Source organism: Polynucleobacter sp. MG-6-Vaara-E2 (assembly GCF_018687695.1).
Taxonomy (GTDB): Bacteria; Pseudomonadota; Gammaproteobacteria; order Burkholderiales; family Burkholderiaceae; genus Polynucleobacter.
Genome location: NZ_CP061303.1, coordinates 1,769,600 through 1,788,021, shown reverse-complemented (window position 1 = coordinate 1,788,021; position 18,422 = coordinate 1,769,600). Strand labels below are relative to the sequence as shown.

20 protein-coding genes are annotated in these 18,422 nt (G+C 44.8%); 7 read left to right on the top strand and 13 right to left on the bottom strand.

Translation table 11 applies throughout. From position 1 onward, the window contains the following. The first annotated feature begins 3 nt into the window (after positions 1-3). Entirely contained in the window at positions 4-780 is a 777-nt protein-coding gene (gene rsmA / locus ICV38_RS09230) for a 16S rRNA (adenine(1518)-N(6)/adenine(1519)-N(6))-dimethyltransferase RsmA (RefSeq protein WP_215380412.1), read from the top strand. A 20-nt stretch (positions 781-800) separates the two neighbouring features. On the opposite strand, the gene ICV38_RS09225 is transcribed toward rsmA, so the two are convergent. From ICV38_RS09225 to ICV38_RS09185, 9 genes are all read right to left on the bottom strand, one after another. Beyond that, positions 801-1,535, bottom strand: coding sequence for a 1-acyl-sn-glycerol-3-phosphate acyltransferase (locus ICV38_RS09225; RefSeq protein WP_215380409.1), 735 nt, complete (start codon positions 1,533-1,535; stop codon positions 801-803). Between the two features lie 6 nt (positions 1,536-1,541). Next, positions 1,542-2,114, bottom strand: a complete 573-nt coding sequence (gmhB, locus tag ICV38_RS09220; protein WP_215380406.1) for a D-glycero-beta-D-manno-heptose 1,7-bisphosphate 7-phosphatase — start codon at positions 2,112-2,114, stop codon at positions 1,542-1,544. Further along, the gene (gene glyS / locus ICV38_RS09215; RefSeq protein ID WP_215380403.1) at positions 2,111-4,249 is read right to left on the bottom strand and encodes a glycine--tRNA ligase subunit beta; all 2,139 of its coding nucleotides are present in this window, start codon (positions 4,247-4,249) and stop codon (positions 2,111-2,113) included. Before glyS ends, gmhB begins: the two co-directional genes overlap by 4 nt. Next, entirely contained in the window at positions 4,246-5,130 is an 885-nt protein-coding gene (glyQ, locus tag ICV38_RS09210) for a glycine--tRNA ligase subunit alpha (RefSeq protein WP_215380387.1), read from the bottom strand. The genes glyS and glyQ overlap by 4 nt, the downstream gene beginning before the upstream one ends. A gap of 59 nt (positions 5,131-5,189) precedes the next feature. Continuing rightward, positions 5,190-6,716 (bottom strand): apolipoprotein N-acyltransferase, encoded by a 1,527-nt coding sequence (gene lnt / locus ICV38_RS09205; RefSeq protein ID WP_251368143.1) that lies wholly within the window; start codon positions 6,714-6,716, stop codon positions 5,190-5,192. Between the two features lie 8 nt (positions 6,717-6,724). Beyond that, positions 6,725-7,561, bottom strand: coding sequence for an HlyC/CorC family transporter (locus tag ICV38_RS09200; RefSeq protein ID WP_215380384.1), 837 nt, complete (start codon positions 7,559-7,561; stop codon positions 6,725-6,727). A gap of 37 nt (positions 7,562-7,598) precedes the next feature. After that, positions 7,599-8,078 (bottom strand): rRNA maturation RNase YbeY, encoded by a 480-nt coding sequence (gene ybeY / locus ICV38_RS09195; RefSeq protein WP_215380355.1) that lies wholly within the window; start codon positions 8,076-8,078, stop codon positions 7,599-7,601. After that, entirely contained in the window at positions 8,068-9,414 is a 1,347-nt protein-coding gene (gene miaB / locus ICV38_RS09190) for a tRNA (N6-isopentenyl adenosine(37)-C2)-methylthiotransferase MiaB (RefSeq protein ID WP_215380345.1), read from the bottom strand. The genes ybeY and miaB overlap by 11 nt, the downstream gene beginning before the upstream one ends. Before the next feature lie 66 nt (positions 9,415-9,480). Continuing rightward, a complete protein-coding gene (locus ICV38_RS09185) occupies positions 9,481-10,743 on the bottom strand; it encodes a putative Na+/H+ antiporter (protein ID WP_215380335.1) in 1,263 nt (420 codons plus the stop codon). Positions 10,744-10,801: 58 nt separating this feature from the next. On the opposite strand from ICV38_RS09185, the gene ICV38_RS09180 reads away from it, so the two are divergent. Together ICV38_RS09180 and ICV38_RS09175 are read left to right on the top strand one after the other, a co-directional pair. After that, the gene (locus ICV38_RS09180) at positions 10,802-11,212 is read left to right on the top strand and encodes a rhodanese-like domain-containing protein (RefSeq protein WP_215380332.1); all 411 of its coding nucleotides are present in this window, start codon (positions 10,802-10,804) and stop codon (positions 11,210-11,212) included. 35 nt (positions 11,213-11,247) lie between these two features. Then, positions 11,248-11,637: an OsmC family protein gene (locus tag ICV38_RS09175; RefSeq protein WP_215380329.1), complete on the top strand. Its 390-nt coding sequence runs from the start codon at positions 11,248-11,250 to the stop codon at positions 11,635-11,637. Positions 11,638-11,682: 45 nt separating this feature from the next. Here ICV38_RS09175 and ICV38_RS09170 read toward each other — a convergent pair whose 3' ends face one another. Beyond that, positions 11,683-11,970, bottom strand: coding sequence for a glycine zipper domain-containing protein (locus ICV38_RS09170; protein ID WP_068949441.1), 288 nt, complete (start codon positions 11,968-11,970; stop codon positions 11,683-11,685). 46 nt (positions 11,971-12,016) lie between these two features. Beyond that, a complete protein-coding gene (locus ICV38_RS09165; protein WP_215380326.1) occupies positions 12,017-12,385 on the bottom strand; it encodes a Rap1a/Tai family immunity protein in 369 nt (122 codons plus the stop codon). A gap of 137 nt (positions 12,386-12,522) precedes the next feature. Here ICV38_RS09165 and ICV38_RS09160 point away from each other — a divergent pair, with 137 nt between their 5' ends. Genes ICV38_RS09160 through ICV38_RS09150 form a run of 3 tightly spaced genes read left to right on the top strand, consistent with a single transcriptional unit; the run spans position 12,523 to position 15,246 of the window. Next, the gene (locus ICV38_RS09160) at positions 12,523-13,725 is read left to right on the top strand and encodes an ammonium transporter (protein ID WP_215380324.1); all 1,203 of its coding nucleotides are present in this window, start codon (positions 12,523-12,525) and stop codon (positions 13,723-13,725) included. A gap of 54 nt (positions 13,726-13,779) precedes the next feature. After that, the gene (locus ICV38_RS09155) at positions 13,780-14,304 is read left to right on the top strand and encodes a gamma carbonic anhydrase family protein (RefSeq protein WP_215380321.1); all 525 of its coding nucleotides are present in this window, start codon (positions 13,780-13,782) and stop codon (positions 14,302-14,304) included. A gap of 12 nt (positions 14,305-14,316) precedes the next feature. Beyond that, complete coding sequence (locus ICV38_RS09150) at positions 14,317-15,246, top strand: AEC family transporter (RefSeq protein ID WP_215380318.1); 930 nt, start codon at positions 14,317-14,319, stop codon at positions 15,244-15,246. On the opposite strand, the gene maiA is transcribed toward ICV38_RS09150, so the two are convergent. Next, a complete protein-coding gene (gene maiA / locus ICV38_RS09145) occupies positions 15,217-15,897 on the bottom strand; it encodes a maleylacetoacetate isomerase (RefSeq protein WP_215380315.1) in 681 nt (226 codons plus the stop codon). The genes ICV38_RS09150 and maiA overlap by 30 nt on opposite strands. 93 nt (positions 15,898-15,990) lie before the next feature. On the opposite strand from maiA, the gene ICV38_RS09140 reads away from it, so the two are divergent. Next, positions 15,991-16,620: a trimeric intracellular cation channel family protein gene (locus tag ICV38_RS09140; protein ID WP_215380284.1), complete on the top strand. Its 630-nt coding sequence runs from the start codon at positions 15,991-15,993 to the stop codon at positions 16,618-16,620. Here the strand turns inward: ICV38_RS09140 and ggt are convergent. Continuing rightward, positions 16,607-18,205: a gamma-glutamyltransferase gene (gene ggt, locus ICV38_RS09135; protein WP_215380281.1), complete on the bottom strand. Its 1,599-nt coding sequence runs from the start codon at positions 18,203-18,205 to the stop codon at positions 16,607-16,609. The genes ICV38_RS09140 and ggt overlap by 14 nt on opposite strands. Positions 18,206-18,422 lie beyond the last annotated feature (217 nt).

Genomic DNA, 18,422 nt, shown 5'->3' with positions numbered 1-18,422 from the left:
TCCATGCATCGCGCACGTAAACGCTTTGGACAGAATTTTTTACAGGACCAAGGCATTATTTATTCGATAGTAGCGCTGATCGATCCTAAGCAGGATATGCATGTCATTGAAATAGGTCCTGGATTGGGGGCTTTAACTAGGCCCCTTCTAAGTAATCTTGACCAACTAGATCTATTGGAGATTGACCGAGATTTAGTGGCATATTGGAACCAAGAAAATCTCAAGGGTCTCACTGTTATTGAGGGGGATGCACTGAATTTTGATTTTGATGCATGGGCACAAAATCGTTCCCAAAAAACGGGCTTATGTAAGGTAGTTGGCAATTTGCCCTACAACATCTCTTCACCATTACTCTTTCATTTGGTTGCAGCAGCAGAGCATATTGATGAACAGGTTTTTATGCTGCAGGCTGAAGTGGTCGAGAGAATGGTTGCTCAAGCTGGAAGCTCAGACTTCAGTAGACTCTCAGTGATGCTTCAAGCGCGTTATGACATGGAGCTCGTTCTTGAGGTTCCACCTGAAGCCTTTGATCCAGCACCAAAAGTCAATTCTGCAGTAGTACGGATGATTCCTAGAAAAGATTTTAGTTTGACCAAGTCTCAATGGAATTCATTAGAGCAAGTAGTCGCAGCGGCTTTTTCACAAAGAAGAAAAATGCTCCGTACAAATTTACAGGCTTTTGCAACGCGACTGAGCTTATCGGAGGAGGAGCTTAAGGCTAGAGCTCAGGATATTTCAGTTGATCGCTATATCGAATGGGCTAAGTTTTTAGCCGTTTAAATCCAAGTTACACCAAATGCTTACTGATAAGCGCTTGGATCTATCGCACGCATTTCAGCTTCAATCCAGCCCTCAACTTCCTGTTGCAGCTCTTCCCCAGATTTACCTTCGGAAGTAATTGCAGGGCCGATTGAAAAAATGACTGTCCCAGGATTTTTAAGAAAACTATTTTTTTGCCAGCATATACCTGCGTTATGAGCAATAGGAATCACTAAGGCACCAGTCGCGCTTGCCAGACGTGCACCTCCCTTGCGGTAAGGTTTTGTAGAGCCCCTTGGCGTTCTGGTGCCCTCGGGAAAGAGTATGATCCATTTACCTTCGCCTAGGCGCTTACGGCCCTGGCTGGCAACAGATAAAGCCGCTGTCTGTTTATTGGCGCGATTAATGTGAATCATTTTTAGCAAAGCTAAGGCCCAGCCAAAGAATGGGATCCATAGTAATTCTCGTTTGAATACAAAGCAGAGTTGTTTGGGTAGCAGGGCAATGTAAGCAATTGTTTCGTAGGCAGATTGGTGCTTACTTAAGATCACTACAGGCTGGTCTAGAACTGCCCGCATATGTTCCATGCCGCGGATTTCATAGTGAATCCCACATAGGTGCCATAGCAGCCAAATGACGACCTTATTCCATAAACCAATGAAGCTATAGCGATTTTCTGGGCTTAAAAATGGAAAAGCCAACATGCAAAGCACGGACCAAACTGGTGTGAAGATCAATAGAAATAGCGCAAATAGAGTAGAGCGAATGAAGACCATGAAATCCTAGAATGGTTTTTCTAGCAGTGTAGTTGCAAATGCCATGAGATCAGCGTGAATTTGCGTGCCCTCTGGTAAGCCGCCCTTGGCTAAGGTTTTTTCGCCCTTACCAGTTAGTACTAAGTGGGGCGAGGCACCAAGTGCCACCCCAGCTTGTAAATCTCTAAGGGAATCGCCCACAATGGGAACGCCCAATAAAGGTTGGGTACTATCAGTTCTTTTAAATCGCAGTGCAATTTCTTTCATCAGACCTGGCGCCGGTTTGCGGCAATCACACGCGTGGGCGTCGGTATGGGGACAAAAAAAGATGCTTTCAATATTGCCACCTAGGGGTTGCAATAATTTTTCCATTTTGTGATGCATTGCATGTAAATCATTGATGGTGAAGTAACCCCTTGCCAGGCCAGACTGATTGGTTGCAATCGCAATTTGGTAGCCAGCTTGATTTAGGAGTGCGATTGCCTCTAGACTTCCCGGAAGAGGTACCCACTCATCAACAGACTTCACATAATCATCGCGATCTTCATTGATCACGCCATCGCGATCGAGAATGATGAGTTTAGAAGAGCTGGTGCTCATGCCAATTTGCCGAGATCGGCAACGAGATTCATTTTCTGGTGAAGTTGTTGTAGGAGCGCTAAACGGTTATCGCGTAGCTCAGGATTTGGATCCATCACCATGACGTCTGCAAAGAATTGATCAATCGGTTCACTCAAGGCTACCAACGCCTTGAGGAGTTCTACGAATTGGCGTTTTTCGTAGGCCGTATCTAAGGTTGCCGTAATTTTTTCCAGCGCATCATGAACAGCAGTTTCTGCCGGTATCTGTAAAAGCTTGCTTGAGCAGCTTACTGGAATAGCGGTTGTTGTTTTCTTGAGAATATTACTGATGCGCTTATTGGCTGCGGCTAATTGAGTGGCTTGTGGAAGTGCATTAAATTCACGCAAAGCAGATAAGCGCTCGATTAAATCATTGATCTGAGATGGCGCCTGACTCAACACTGCATCAATTTCTGCGCTGGTAAATGGTTTTCCTGAAACTGATTGATCACGCAAGTAGGCACGCATGCGATCGATGATGAATTCGTAAATATCAGCAGCTTTAGCCTGTTCTTGCACATCTTTTTGAGAGAACTGCGCACGAGCAAGTTCAATAAGCTCGGGAAGGCTTAAAGAAAGATTTTTTTCTAATAGAAGTCTGCAGATACCCAGTGCATGACGACGTAATGCATAGGGATCTTTATCGCCAGTTGGCGCCAAACCCACCCCCCAGATACCAACCAACGTTTCTAACTTATCAGCAATGGCTAGAATGGTGCCGGTTTGAGTTTTTGGGAGTGCGTCACCAGCGAAGCGAGGCATATAGTGCTCACTACAAGCGGCTGACACTTCTACATTTTCACCATCATGGCTTGCATAGTAAGAGCCCATGATGCCCTGAAGTTCTGGAAACTCACCAACCATATCGGTCAGTAAATCAGTCTTTGCGATTTCTGCCGCACGATTAGCTAACTGTTCATCTGCTTTTAGTTTTTGAGCAATGCCAGTAGCAATTGCCTGTACGCGCTTCGTACGGTCTAATTGGTTGCCTAGTTGATTGTGATAAACCACCTTGGCAAGATCGGCGACACGAGAGGCTAAGGGTCGCTTTTGATCCTGTTGGAAGAAAAAGCGCGCATCAGAAAGCCGTGGACGAACAACACGTTCATTGCCAGAAATAATCGCATGCGGCGTAGCTGTCTCAATATTTGAAACAATCAAAAAACGATTACGTAACTTACCTTGTTTATCGGTAAGAGCAAAGTACTTCTGGTTGGTCTGCATTGTCAGGATCAAGCATTCTTGAGGGACCTCTAGAAACTCCTGATCAAACTGGCACTCATAAATCGACGGCCATTCAACCAGAGCAGTTACTTCATCCAAAAGACTGTCTGGCATCAACACTAAATCGTCACCTGCCGCTTTTAAGAGTGCAGCTTCGATTTGTGCGCGACGTTTATTAAAACTCGGAATAACTTTGGCTTTATTTTTTAAATCGCTATCATATTGATCTGCAGAGTTGATGGTGAGAACGCCCGGTGCCAAGAAGCGGTGGCCCTCAGTTTCGTTACTTGCATCAATACCAAGAGCGCTGATATTAAGTACTTTAGAACCATGCAGAGCAATGATGCGATGTGCTGGACGGGCAAATTGCACATCCGCCAATTGACCATCTTTTTGTTGCACTTGGTAATGCATCATTTTGGCAATTGGTAATTTGCTCAATGTTTGCTCAAGGGCAGTTCTAGCGGTTTGCTCTAGTGCAGCACCCTTGGCAATCACATTCAGGTAGAGAGCCTCATTCTTGCCTTCACCAGATTTTTCAAGGGTGGATAAATCGATATCCGCATGCCCGAGTGCTGCTAATTTTTTAAGAAGTGGTGGCGTTACGTTGCCATTGGCATCATATGCAATGCTAGTTGGGAGAAGCTTTTCTCTCACCGGGTAATCTTGTGCTTGACTAAGTACATTGCCTATTTGTACCGCTAGTCGACGTGGAGTAGCAAAGCTAGTGACGCTGGATGAATCTGTTACGAGGTTGGCAGACTTGAGGTGGGCAAAAATGCCTTCACTGAAAGCATCCCCTAAACGACGTAGAGATTTAGGGGGTAATTCTTCAGTAAATACCTCAATCAACAAGTTTGCTGACTGAGTGTTTGAGTTTGATGTGTTCATACTTTGGATTGACGTTGACACATAGGGAAGCCAAGCTTCTCTCTGGATTCAAAATAGGCCTGCGCAACTGCACGGGATAGATTGCGAATGCGGCCGATATAGGCGGCACGCTCTGTAACCGAGATAGCGCCTCGCGCATCCAAGAGGTTAAAGGTATGCGCTGCCTTGAGAACCATCTCATATGCAGGTAATGCCAATGGGACTTCCATCAAACGCTTTGCTTCACTTTCATAGTTACTAAAGTTGGCAAAGAGAAGATCTGTATTGGAATGTTCAAAGTTGTAGCATGACTGCTCAACCTCATTCTGGTGATACACATCACCATAAGAGATGCCATCTGCCCATACGAGGTCATAAACATTTGAGCAATTTTGAATGTACATTGCTAAGCGCTCAATGCCGTAAGTGATTTCGCCTAAAACAGGCTTGCAATCTAAGCCGCCTACTTGCTGGAAATAAGTGAACTGGGTTACTTCCATGCCATTGAGCCAAACTTCCCAACCTAAACCCCAGGCACCTAAAGTTGGATTTTCCCAATCATCCTCTACAAATCGAATGTCATTTTCTTTGAGATCAAGACCAAGAGCTGCAAGCGATCCTAAATAGAGATCAAGAATGTTCTCAGGTGCAGGCTTGAGTACAACTTGATATTGATAGTAGTGCTGCAAGCGATTCGGGTTCTCTCCATAACGTCCGTCTTTTGGTCTGCGTGATGGTTGAACGTAAGCCGCCTTCCAAGGTTCCGGTCCAATTGCTCGCAGGAAAGTCGCGGTATGGGATGTGCCAGCGCCTACCTCGAGGTCAATAGGTTGTAACAGGGCGCAACCTTGTTGGTCCCAATAATCTTGAAGTTTGAGAATGATTTGCTGAAAAGTAAGCATGATTTACCTGGCTAAGCCGTTGATTTTACATGGCTAGGGTATTTCGGAGTCAAAAAAGACTAAAAACGTCTATAGCGAATTAAGCCCCAGATCAGCAGCAGACAAGAAATGCTCAAAATCGGGAAATTTCCCCAGATTACATACGGCGTTTTGCCTGCATAGGCTTGAACTCGGGCGCTCAGGCTAGCTTGGGTAAATTCTGGAAGAGCTTGCATAAGCTTACCATCTGGACCCACAACTGAAGTGATGCCAGTATTGGTTGCGCGAAGCGCTGGAAGTCCTGTTTCAAGTGAGCGCAATTGCGACAGTCTGAGTTGTTGTGTTGGCGCTTGAGATTGACCAAACCATGCAAGGTTGGTCAGATTAATTAAAAGATTCGTAGGCTCGGGACTATTTCGTAAGCGACTAGCAAGTTCACCACCAAAGACGTCCTCATAACAAATGGTGATTGCAGCATATATTGGGGCTTGATTTTTTCTTGCAATAGTGAAATTGGCTTGATTATTTCCTCCGCGAGCAAAGTCGCTTAAAGGAACACTAAAGGCGTTGATAAACCAACGAAAGCCGGGGGGGATAAATTCACCAAAAGGTACTAAATGGTTTTTATCATAGTAGTAAGGCGGCGAGTCAGGCGAAAGTCCTATGGCACGATTGGAATACTCTCTTCCATCCTCTTTAGAAGCATCTCTTCCAATTGCTCCAAAAAGTAGATTGCTGCCAGTCTGATTGGAAAATCTTTGTAAGTTAGCAATAAGGCCTGATGGTAGGTTGGGTTCTGGCCATGGAAATGCTGTCTCAGGCGAAACGATCAGTTCAGCATTTGTTTCTAACATTGCATTGTTATAAAACTCGATCTGCTTTTGTATACCCGCTGGTTGAAAAATTAAGCTTTGTGCAAAATTTCCTTGTATTAATTGAATGGCCATGGGCTTACCAGTCGGCTGAGTAAATTGCCATTGGCTAAGTAATGCTGTCAGTAAGCTAGCCAGTATTAGTGAGAAGATGCTTGAATAAAAAACATTTTTTAATCGCAGGATTTGCCATGAAACAAAAACCATCATAAATGTGCAGCCTAAGCCGCCTAGATATGGTGCAATTGGGGCAAAAGGGCCATTGACTTGTGATTCCGCCAATCCCATCCAAGGAAAGCCTGTAAAGATATAGCCGCGTAGAAATTCTATGATTACCCAGCTTGCGGCTAGCAGAAGCCCACTCCACTTAGACTTCTTAAATAGCGGGATTGCTAGTGAGGCTAAAGAAAAATACAGTGCCATGTAAGCAGATAGAAGTAACACGGCAGTCACGGAAAGTATGGGGTTCATACCGCCAACATCATGTAGGCTGATGTATAGCCACCATAGACCGACAACAAAATATCCCAGACCAAATATTAGGCCCTGCACAAAATGAAATGATAGTTTTTGTGAATGGCTAGCTTCTAATTGCCACCAGATTAGAGCTAAGACGGGGATTTGAATCCAACCACCATAGGGCAGTTCAGCCACTCCTGCAAGTATGGCGCCCAAAACAAAGAGGATTAGAAGCGGCCTTGCAAAAATAAACTTAGACGATTGCTGAGTGAACAAGCCGTTCCTTAATCCACTTTTTTAGATTTTTGGCGAGCCAGCAAAATATGAACTTGTCGTGGATCAGCACGTTGAACTTCGAATTCAATACTATCGATCTCAATCAACTCACCCATCTTCGGAACGCGACCTAGATGCTGAATCACTAAACCTGCGACTGTTTCAATATCTTCGACGGCAAAGTGGGTGCCAAGTGTTTCATTAAATTGATCAAGTTCGGTAATGCCTTTAACGCGTATATCACCATTGTCTAAAGAGATGATGTTGTCAGCCTCTTCATCAATATCATGTTCGTCTTCGATATCACCAACAATTTGCTCGAGTACGTCTTCGATAGTAATAATGCCTGCGATGCCACTGTACTCATCTACTACAACAGCCAGGTGATTACGATTGTCTTTGAAGTCACGCAATAAAACACTGAGACGTTTAGATTCGGGAATGAATACTGCTGGCCGCAACCAATCACGCACTTGAAAATCTTTTTCGGTAGAGTGTCGTAATAAATCTTTAGCTAATAGAATGCCAATGACATTATCCCGACTGCCTTCAAAAACAGGAAATCGAGAGTGTGCAGCTTCAATCACATTCTTCACAATTTCAGCTAGGGATTGATTGATATCAATCCAATCAATTTGTGCTCGTGGAACCAAAACATCTCGGGCGCATAGCTGGCCAACCTGAAAGACGCCCTCGATCATAGAGAGTGCATCCGCATCAATTAGCCCTTCAGATTGCGCTTCGCGCAGAGTTTCAATCAGTTCCTGGCGTCGTTCGCTCGGGTTTGTAGGCTGAGGCGATAAAAAATCAGCCAGCAGATTTAATAAGGATTTGGGGTCAGGCATGTAGTAAGAATAGCTTAGAAATGTGACAGGGTAAAAATTAGTTCACTAAATAAGGGTTGGTAAATCCCAGTTCCTTGAGCAGCCTAACTTCAAGTGCTTCCATTTTTTTAGCATCTTTTCCATGTTCATGATCATATCCTTGAGCATGAAGACAGCCGTGCACTATTAAATGGGCGAGATGCGCTTTTAGTGTCTTCCCTTGCTCTTTTGCTTCTTTCTGAACAACGGGTAGACAAAAAATAATATCAGCTACTATATTTTTCTTGGAGAGCTCGTAAGGAAAGGTCAACACATTGGTTGCGTAATCTTTTTTACGAAACGCGTTATTTAGTTTTTTCCCTTCGGATCTATTCACAAAGCGCAGTGTCAGCAAGCCTTCAGTCTGAACACTTGCTTTGACCCACTTCTTAATCAGCATGGATGATGCTATTTTTTTTAGAGCTGCTTCAATGGCTGGACTAGCAGTTTGAACATCCACTAATAGCCTCGAGTTGCTTATCTTGATCTTAGTTTGCATGCGCTTCTACTAACTCACCCCTCAAGGTGTAATTGAGGACCTCAGTAATTTGAATGACTACCATTTTGCCAATCAAAGATTCAATATCTTGATCGGGAGCTGTAAAGTGAACTACGCGATTATTTTCAGCACGACCTTGCAAATTCACCCCATCCTTTGCTAGACCCTCAATCAATACTTTTTCAGTATTACCCAACATATTTTGGCTGATTTGATTGGCTTGACCTTCAATGACACCTAATAAGGTTTGTAGGCGCTTGAGTTTTACTTCGTATGGAGTGTCATCACTTAAGTTGGCGGCTGGTGTGCCTGGTCGAGGACTGAAGATGAAGCAAAAACTATTATCAAACTCAAGCTCTTTCACCATCTTTAATAATTTTTCAAAGTCAGCATCAGTTTCGCCTGGAAAGCCAACAATAAAGTCACTCGACAATGTCAGATCAGGGCGCACTGCTCGCATCTTGCGAATAATACTTTTGTATTCAAGAGCGGTATAGCCTCGCTTCATCGCTGAAAGCATTGCGTCAGAACCATGTTGCACTGGTAGATGTAGGTGACTCACGAGCTTTGGCACTTTAGCGTAAACGTCAATTAAGCGCTGCGTAAATTCTTTTGGATGGCTAGTGGTAAAGCGAATGCGCTCGACTCCGGGAATCTCAGCAATGTACTCAATCAGTAGAGCAAAGTCTGCGATCTCTTCTGTGCCACCCATTTTTCCTAAATAAGCATTGACGTTTTGTCCGAGTAAGACGATTTCTTTAACACCTTTGCTTGCAAGTCCTGCAACCTCAGTCAAGACATCATCAAATGGCCTAGAGACTTCTTCGCCGCGGGTATAAGGAACCACGCAGTAGCTGCAATATTTTGAGCAACCCTCCATGATGGATACATAGGCTGAACCGCGAGTCTGACGTGAAGCTGGAAGATGATCAAATTTTTCAATCTCTGGAAAAGAGATGTCAACCTGAGATACTCCCGTTTTACGACGTTCTGCAAGCAGATCACTTAATCGATGCAGGGTCTGTGGACCAAACACTACGTCGACATAAGGCGCGCGGCTGACAATTTGTTGGCCCTCTTGGCTTGCTACGCAGCCGCCAACACCAATCAGTAAATTAGGCTTCGTTTTTTTGAGTTCCCGCAAACGACCCAGATCAGAGAAGACTTTGTCTTCTGCTTTTTCTCGAATGGAGCAGGTATTTAAAAGTACGACATCCGCATCTTCTGGGCTGTCCGTCATGATCATGCCTTCGTCAGCATGGAGTAGGTCGGCCATCTTGCCCGAGTCATACTCGTTCATTTGACAGCCAAAGGTTTTGATATAGAGCTTTTTCATATGCCGTTCTCAGGTTTATAACTGGGGGCGAAGCTCAGATTTTACTGTGGAAGCACTTCTCTTGGTTTATAAAAGGCGGTAGGCTGCAATGGCGACTAATGTGGGTGGCAATGCAGCAAGCAGTAGATAGAGGGCTGATACCACCCCATTCGGAAAATGCGCTCTCAAGATTGCGATACCTGCAGGATTGGGTGCATTGGCTATCACTGTAAGGCCGCCCCCCGCAACCGCACCGCCAACCAGGGCTAACTTAAAGTCGATTGAGGTGCCGGTCACAAGTGAGCCCAGATAAGTCAGTGCTGCATTATCTGTAATGGCAGTTAGAGCTAGGCTTCCATAAAACACTGCAGTAGGACTCATCATTTCAAGAATAGGTTGCAACCACCAACCTTGAAGTCCTCCCAGCACAACTAATCCAGCCAAAAAGAATCCAACCAGTAAGGCCTCTTTCAGAATCAGTGGGCTTTGATGTTTTGGGTAGGCTGTGGTGTAACCGATAAAAAATAATAAGAGCCACATGAAAATAATGGGATCATGTGCAAATACGACTACGCCTAATAAAAAGAGTAAGTGCATTGCAATCACGGCAACCGGAATCCTAGTAGATTTTTGAGACTCATTTGGCTCAATTAACTGACGCTGAAATAACAGTGTTGCAGCCAGAGCATTAATGAAGATTGCAATACAGGATTCCAGGCCGAAGTTGCTAAACATAAATGCCGAGCTCCAGTTCCAGGTGGATGCAACCATCAGTACCGGTGGGGCAGCAAAATTTGTGAGTGTTCCACCAATAGAGATATTCACGAAGAGAACACCCAAGGTTCCAAATAGCAAAGTCTTAGAGCATTGGTGGCGGTAAACCAGATCACGCAGCAAAAACGCAGCTAAGGTCATTGCTGCTGGCTCGGTAATTAAAGAGCCTAGCAGCGGCGTTACACCGAGGGTTAAAAAATAAAGAATGGGAGCGCTGCGAGTGCGAAGTAATAACTGCAGCCCTTGAGAAAGCAAATGTAGAAGTTGTGTGGAAAAATACAAAATCGGCTTGCTACCTGCCACGATCATGATGGCAAAGACAAACAAGGGTTCAGTAAAGTTTCGGCTGTCTAAGTAAGCTTTTGCGGAGCCTAAGTGATCGATAAGGCTGATATAGATAATGAGAATAGCGGCCCAAAAACCAAAAACAATTTCTACTTCACCAAGAAGATGCCAAAGACCAGCATGTCTTGGAATCTTTTTAGCAAGGGACTCGAAATAGCTGGTGCAAAAGGTATGCAGGACTGCAATTGTAAAAATTACACTTGCGCCTAGTTCTGTAGAGGTAAAGTTCATAGCAGAATGGTAGCAGGTGACTAAGCAATAATGAGTATTGTTAATTTGGGAGATTTTGGTGAAATTGAAGATTGGATATCAGGCGCTGATCGATGCTGCAATGGCCCAGATTGAAACTATTCCACTAGATGAGGCGCAAAAATTATTGTCGGAACCCAATACGCTATTTGTCGATATACGCGATGTGAGAGAGGTAGAGCGTGAAGGCATGATCCCGAATGCATTGCATGCACCACGGGGAATGCTGGAGTTCTGGGTTGATCCGGAGAGTCCGTACTACAAACCCATCTTTGGTGAGGGTAAGCGCCTGGTTTTGTACTGTGCGTCAGCATGGCGCTCAGCGCTAGCAACCGAGACCTTACAAAAAATGGGTGTCCCTAATATATGCCATTTGGAGGGCGGGTTTCATTCTTGGAAAAATGCGAAATTACCGATAGCTGAAAAAGCTAGCAAGCCGCATCAAAAATAAAAATTTTTAAAACTAAAAATTGATTAGGAGAAGTAATGAGAAAAGTAATATCACAGTTTGGCGAAGGTCCCTTACAGCAAAAATTGACAACTGGGGATTTGCATTTTTTAGCTGATGCATATACCAGTAATGGTGGTAATGGCACTGGGCCAACACCTCATGAATACTTGGGTGCCGCTTTAGCGGCGTGTACGAGTATGACCTTAAAAATGTATGCAGGTCGTAAATCTATGAACTTAGAAAATGCGATCGTGACGGTAGATATTGAGCGAGTAAGTGATGTTGAAACTTTTGTGCGCGATATTCGGTTGATTGGTAACTTGAGCGCAGAGGAAAAAGACCGTTTAATCGAAATTGCTAACAAATGCCCAATTCATAAGGCCTTGGCTGGCGATATTGAAATAAAAACCCAGCTTGTAAATTAATACAAGCTGGGTAGTTTGTTGCTGTATTGCAGCTAGTACGCTGAATTAGTTAGGAGCGTTTGCAGGCTTATTGTTTTTACCGGCGTTGTATCCAGAGTTGTATTCAGAAGCCTGTTCTTTTTTGTAAGCGTCGTATACATAGCCAGATGCTGCACCAACTGCTGCACCACCTACAGCGCCCCAGATTGGATTGCCGTGGAAAATCGCTGCGCCTACACCACCAGCTACTGCGCCAATAGAGGCACCAGATAATGTACGTTGCTCAGTGTTGCTCATATTTGAACAGCCAGCAATTGCGAGAGTTGCTGCAGTAATCGCGATAATTTTTTTCATATCAACAGATCCTTTAAATTAATTTTGTAATGAATAGCTAGTGAGATTATTTTCTGGCGCAAGGAAAGCGTGCTGCCAAAAAGCCCAAGAAAACACCTGACGCTGGTTTATCAGCGGTTTGTGGATTTTCTTGACCAAACTTCACAAAATCTGCAATCACTTCATCCCGTGATGGAGCGGGTTGTTTTACGCAAATAAATGGTTTTGCACGCTGAGGATGACGAGTTGCTAAATAAGTGTCATAAATCGCGGTCGAATAGCCAACGCAGTAACTGCGGGATTCTGGACTTGCTGGTAATTTGCAAACGTTCACAAGCTCTTGGGTGCTCAGCACTTTGACTGGAGCGCTCGATTGAGCCTGAGCTAGGCCAGAAAATGCGACAAATGCAGCTAATAAAACGAGGACTTTTTTCATGGATTCTCCCTGAGGTGTATGTAAATTCATCATAAACCATAAATAATGCCAATTTACGCACTAATTTAGTGCAATATGCACCTATTTAGGTTTATGAATTCCCCATAATGAGGCAAAAAATAGAGGGAGAAAATCACATGGAAATTTTGAAATCAGGTAGTGACGCTTTATTTATTTTGCTCGGCGCCATCATGGTGCTAGGCATGCATGCGGGTTTTGCTTTCTTGGAGCTGGGCACAGTTCGCAAGAAAAACCAGGTCAATGCGTTGGTAAAGATCTTGGTTGATTTTGCCGTTTCGACAATCGCTTACTTTTTTATTGGTTACAGCATTGCCTATGGCGTGAACTTCTTTTCGGGCGCAGAATTGCTTGCTGAAAAAAATGGTTATGAATTAGTGAAATTTTTCTTCTTACTCACTTTTGCTGCTGCTATTCCGGCGATTATTTCTGGTGGCATTGCTGAGCGCGCTAAATTCAATCCACAATTGATTGCTACTTTTGTATTGGTTGGATTTGTGTATCCCTTCTTTGAGGGAATTGCCTGGAATCAACACTATGGTATTCAAGCTTGGATCAAAGGTTTAACTGGTGAAGAGTTTCATGATTTTGCTGGCTCTGTAGTGGTGCATGCGGTTGGTGGCTGGATTGCTTTGCCAGCAGTCATTCTTCTGGGTGCGCGGCGTGGTCGCTATACCAAAGAAGGTCAAATCTCAGCACATCCACCATCAAGCATTCCTTTCTTGGCACTGGGGGCTTGGATTTTGGCAGTAGGTTGGTTTGGTTTTAATGTCATGAGTGCGCAGACCATCGACAAGATTAGTGGCTTGGTTGCTTTGAATTCCTTGATGGCGATGGTTGGTGGCACTCTTGCTGCATGGATTGTGGGTCGTAACGATCCTGGTTTTACCTACAACGGCCCACTAGCAGGTTTGGTTGCGGTTTGCGCAGGCTCTGACCTGATGCATCCGGTGGGTGCTTTAGTAGTGGGCCTAGTTGCTGGCGCTCTATTTGTATACATGTTTACCTTGGTACAAAACCGTTGGAAGATTGATGATGTTTTGGGTGTCTGGCCATTACATGGACTGTGCGGTCTCTGGGGTGGATTAGCCGCAGGTATTTTTGGAGCGAAAGCTTTGGGCGGAATTGGTGGGATTACGTTTACAGGTCAACTCATTGGTAGCGCCTTGGGTGTTGGTATTGCCTTGATCGGCGGTATCGTAGTCTACGGAACCCTAAAAGCCCTTCTCGGAATTCGAATGACTCAGGAAGAAGAATACGAAGGTGCTGACTTAAGCGTGCACCGTATTTCAGCAACACCTGATCGCGAGCCTAACTGGTAATTCATTTGCATTACTCAGTCTTATATATGGCCTGATTCATACCTATAATGGGTCATGGCTATATATGAACTAGACGGAAACGCCCCTCAACTAGCAGAGGGCGCTTGGGTTGCCGAGAGTGCTGAAGTAATTGGGAGGGTTGAGCTTCATCGAAGCGCAAACATTTGGCCCAAAGTCGTTATCCGCGGCGACAACGATCTGATTCAAGTTGGAGAAGGCAGCAACGTTCAAGATGCCTCTGTACTTCACACTGATCCAGGTTATCCACTTCTTATTGGTAAGAATGTCACGGTTGGACATCAAGTCATGTTGCACGGTTGCAGTATTGGGGATAGTAGCTTGATCGGTATTGGAGCAGTTATTCTGAATGGCGCCAAGATTGGAAAACATTGTTTAGTGGGCGCTGGCGCTTTAGTCACGGAGGGTAAAGAATTTCCTGACGGTTCCATGATTATTGGCTCACCTGCTAAGGCAGTAAAAGAATTGAGCCCAGAGCAAATTGCAGGCATCAGCGAAATCGCAGGTCGCTACGTCAAAAATGCACAGCGTTATATCAAAACGCTTAAGAAAATTTCCTAATCATTAAAACCTGTGCTCTACGTCTTTAATGTAGTCCTACCTGTATTTGTCCTGATCCTCATCGGATATGTTGGTGGTCGCGCAGGTAAGTTGGGCGAGAACGCCTCTATTGAGCTGAATCGGTTCGTAGTGTGGTTGGCATTACCTGCCCAGCTTTTTAATTTCGCTGCAAACAGTGGTTGGCAAACGCTTTGGCAACCACAATTCATTACTGCATTTTTTCTCAGTTGCTTCACCGTTTTTATATTAGTGTTCGCTGCTAGCTATTGGAAGAGTCGAGATTTAGTGGCCGCTAGCTTTAATAGTTTGAGTGCATCCTATTCAAATACGGGTTATATGGGTATCCCATTATGTCTTCTTGCATTGGGGCAGGATGGTCTGGCTCCCGCAATTATTTCTACCTTTATTGTGTTTGTGATGTTTGCATTAGCAACAGTACTTATCGAGATTGGGATGTTGTCCCATAAAAAGAATTATCAAATTCTTTTAAGTGTTGTGAAATCACTTGGTGCAAATCCACTTTTGATTGCGCCGGTTTTAGGCTTGCTATGGGCGGCATCCAACTTCACTTTGTATGATCCAATCGCTCAAGTCATTTCTTTTTTAGCTGCCGCTGCCACCCCATGCGCCTTAGTATCGATCGGCTTATTTCTATTGCAGAGGAGCGAGGCTGAGGTAACGCAGGCATGGGGCATTAGTGCCGCAAAATTAATGATTCAGCCCATCGTTGCCTGGGTCATTGCTGGACCTATTATGGGGTTGCCCCCGCTGTGGTTAAACGCCATCGTGATTTTGAGTGCGCTACCAACAGGTACGGGCCCATTTATGCTGGCTCAGTATTACAAGGCAGATGGCAGTGTGATATCGCGGGTTGTATTAATAACGACAGTAGGATCCTTAGTCACGCTGTCTTTATTCTTGTGGTGGAACAGCGGGATTTAATCCTTCGGCATCAATTTGCTTTTCCCATGATGCGTTGATGAATGCTGGCTGCTGCATGCATTCATTAAAGATCTTCATGAGAGTGGGATAAAGACTCACGTCTATTTTTGCACTTAACGCATTAAATAACTGTGGCACTAAGCAGACATCAATCAAACTCGGTTGATCGCCATAGGCAAAACGTCCAACTCGAGGATCGCTACTCAAACGTTTTTCGAGGCTGGTCAAGCCAATTACAACCCAGTGTTGGTACCAAGTGTCTTTTGCCTCAATGCTAATGCCCAATTGTTTTACAAGATAGCGCAAGACCCTTAAGTTATCGATAGGATGAATATCGCTAGCGATATCTTGAGAAAGTGCGCGTACCCATGCGCGATCAATGGCTGCTTGTGGAAGCAAAGCAGGCTCTTTTTTAATTTCTTCTAAATACTCAATGATGGCTATAGATTGATGGATATTATTTTTTCCGTCATCGAATAAGGGTACTAGTTGATTTGGATTTTTACTGGTGTACGCATCTGAGAGTTGATTGCCACCATTTTTACTTAGGTGAACTGGAATGATTTCATAATCCATTCCCTTCAGGTTTAAGGCAATACGCACTCGAAACGCAGCGGAGCTACGCCAATAGCTATAAAGCTTGGGTTTCATAGTGTTATCAATGTAGGAGAATTCATAAACCACAGTATATTCATGCACCAATTTTTCGTTCAGAAGAATTTGAAGTGCTTTAGACTATTTCCTATGGAACAGATTCAATTTTGGATTAGCGTGATTGCAACGATGGCGTTTGCAGTCACTGGCGTACTTGCAATTGCTGATCGTGGCGTCGATCTTTTCGGTGTTTTAGTTCTTGGGCTTATTACCGCCATTGGTGGTGGAACCATTCGCGACATTATCTTGGGCGCCCCGGTGTTTTGGTCAGAGAACCAAATCTATGTTTGGCTTGCCTTAGGGGCTAGCGTACTCACTTTTGTAGCTGAATCATTTTTTACGCAACCCCAAATTTATCGATGGATGCTTTATATCGACGGTTTTGGTGCGGCACTATTTGCAATTCAAGGGGCTGACAAAGCTTGGTCTATGGGATATGGACTGCCAGTTGGCCCAGTCATACTGGGTGTCATTACTGCTATTGGTGGTGGATTGATACGGGATATTTTGGCTGGCAGAAAAACACTCATCATGTCGCATGAGTTGTACGCGATTCCAGTCACTCTGGGTTGTTGCGCTTATGTGTTGGTATTGAACTTCGCCCCCCTATATGCGCTAGAGGGTTCAGTACTTTGCATGTTGGGAATATTTGGATTACGCGCAGCCGCCATTTATTGGGATCTACGCGTGCCCAAAATGTTTATTACTAAAACGCGCTAACAGCACCATCGCTACGAGGATCCCATCCTCCGCGAAGCGTGCCAGATGGCTCGCGAATAATGCACCCTGCATGGCCTACGGTTTCATCGAACGCGTCAAGCATTTCAATGTCGTGTCCCATTGCATGTAATTCTTTTGCAACCCATGGGCTAAAGCGTGACTCCAGCTTTAAGCTATCGCTCGTTTGACCCCAGGTGCGACCCAGTAACCAGCGAGGACGGCTGATGGCATCTTGCGGATCAAGTCCATAAGTCGCGGCGCGAGTAAAGACTGCGCATTGGGTTTGTGGTTGGCCGTCACCACCCATCGTTCCATAAACCATGGAGCGACCATCTTTGAATAAAGCCATTGCCGGATTGAGCGTATGGAATGGTTTTCGATAGGGCTCGAGATGATTGAGTGTCTTCGGATCTAGAGAGAAGCTACAGCCACGGTTCTGCCAATTAACTCCTGATTTAGGAAGAACAATGCCGGCACCAAACTCGTGATAAATACTTTGAATGAACGACACGCAATTGCCATCACCATCAATCACGCCCATCCAGATAGTGTCTGCTGGACCTTTGCCTTGGCCCCAAGGTAAAGCTTTGTTGGGATCGATATTTTTTGCTAACTTTTTCAAGAAAGCGGGGGACAAAAAGGACTGGGCATTCTTCGTCATGTAGGCCGGGTCAGTGACAAACTGATCGCGAATCTTAAATGCCTGCTTTGTAGCTTCAACACAATGGTGAACATATTCAGTACTATCAACTTTAAAGCGCTTGAGATTAAGTTGATCAAGGATGCCGATAATCATGAGCGATACGACGCCTTGAGTTGGGGGTACCATGTTATAGACATTCCCCAGGCTATGTTTGAGCTCAAGCGGATCAATCAGTTTTGCGTGGTGACGATGAAGGTCATCTAGACGTAGTGGGCTGCCAACGTCAGCCAGTTCTTTTGCCAATAATTCTGCAAGGTCACCACGATAAAAATCATCAGTGCCCTCAGTGGCGATTTGTCGCAAAGTTTTAGCTAAGCGATCTTGCTTAAAGATACTGCCCACTGCAGGTGCTTTGCCGTTGACTAAGAACGTTTTGGAAAATCCTGGGATAGGGCTAAGCTCTTCACGCTTTTTAGCTGTGAGACTCGATTGGCTATAAGTAACTGGAACGCCTGCTTCAGCATAATGAATCGCATCCGCTAAGAGGCGCGATAAAGGAATCTTTCCGCCCAGACCTTGCTGAGATAGTTTGTGTGCAGCACCCCAGCCCGAAATTGTTCCTGCCACGGTATTGGCTGCAACGGGTCCGCGAAATGGAATGGCTTTAGTAATGCCGCGCTCTGCATACCATCTCTTAGTTGCAAGGCCTGCAGCTGCGCCGCAGGCATCAATGCCGCCCATGGCTTTGCCTGGAGAGTGGATAACCCAAAACGAGTCTCCGCCAATGGAGTTCATATGGGGATAAACAACTGCAATTGTTGCCGCTGCAGCGACCATTGCTTCTAGGGCGTTACCACCCTCACGAAGAACTGCTAAAGCTGATTCCGAAGCGAGGGAGTGTGGCGCAACAGCCATTCCTCGAATTCCCCATTTTTGTTGCATGGTTATTTTGCCCCTTAAACAGTGCACTACTTCATTGCTTGAATTTTTTATTAGACATCAGGCTAACTCTTGTTGCGTTATAGCATCTTCTCGCTGGGTTTCTCGGGAAAACCCCGATCCTAATTGATGGGGAGTTACCCTAACTAGCGGATTTCTTTGGTTTTTTTCAAAGCATAATCGATTCGTTGTTTTTTACTTCAATAAAAATAGTTAGGAG

Coding starts and splice junctions, on each gene's coding strand:
- rsmA (WP_215380412.1), top strand. CDS start 4: ATGCATCGCGCACGTAAACGCTTTGGACAGAATTTTTTACAGGACCAA.
- ICV38_RS09225 (WP_215380409.1), bottom strand. CDS start 1,535: ATGGTCTTCATTCGCTCTACTCTATTTGCGCTATTTCTATTGATCTTC.
- gmhB (WP_215380406.1), bottom strand. CDS start 2,114: ATGAGCACCAGCTCTTCTAAACTCATCATTCTCGATCGCGATGGCGTG.
- glyS (WP_215380403.1), bottom strand. CDS start 4,249: ATGAACACATCAAACTCAAACACTCAGTCAGCAAACTTGTTGATTGAG.
- glyQ (WP_215380387.1), bottom strand. CDS start 5,130: ATGCTTACTTTTCAGCAAATCATTCTCAAACTTCAAGATTATTGGGAC.
- ICV38_RS09200 (WP_215380384.1), bottom strand. CDS start 7,561: ATGCCTGACCCCAAATCCTTATTAAATCTGCTGGCTGATTTTTTATCG.
- ybeY (WP_215380355.1), bottom strand. CDS start 8,078: ATGCAAACTAAGATCAAGATAAGCAACTCGAGGCTATTAGTGGATGTT.
- miaB (WP_215380345.1), bottom strand. CDS start 9,414: ATGAAAAAGCTCTATATCAAAACCTTTGGCTGTCAAATGAACGAGTAT.
- ICV38_RS09185 (WP_215380335.1), bottom strand. CDS start 10,743: ATGAACTTTACCTCTACAGAACTAGGCGCAAGTGTAATTTTTACAATT.
- ICV38_RS09175 (WP_215380329.1), top strand. CDS start 11,248: ATGAGAAAAGTAATATCACAGTTTGGCGAAGGTCCCTTACAGCAAAAA.
- ICV38_RS09170 (WP_068949441.1), bottom strand. CDS start 11,970: ATGAAAAAAATTATCGCGATTACTGCAGCAACTCTCGCAATTGCTGGC.
- ICV38_RS09165 (WP_215380326.1), bottom strand. CDS start 12,385: ATGAAAAAAGTCCTCGTTTTATTAGCTGCATTTGTCGCATTTTCTGGC.
- ICV38_RS09160 (WP_215380324.1), top strand. CDS start 12,523: ATGGAAATTTTGAAATCAGGTAGTGACGCTTTATTTATTTTGCTCGGC.
- ICV38_RS09155 (WP_215380321.1), top strand. CDS start 13,780: ATGGCTATATATGAACTAGACGGAAACGCCCCTCAACTAGCAGAGGGC.
- maiA (WP_215380315.1), bottom strand. CDS start 15,897: ATGAAACCCAAGCTTTATAGCTATTGGCGTAGCTCCGCTGCGTTTCGA.
- ICV38_RS09140 (WP_215380284.1), top strand. CDS start 15,991: ATGGAACAGATTCAATTTTGGATTAGCGTGATTGCAACGATGGCGTTT.
- ggt (WP_215380281.1), bottom strand. CDS start 18,205: ATGCAACAAAAATGGGGAATTCGAGGAATGGCTGTTGCGCCACACTCC.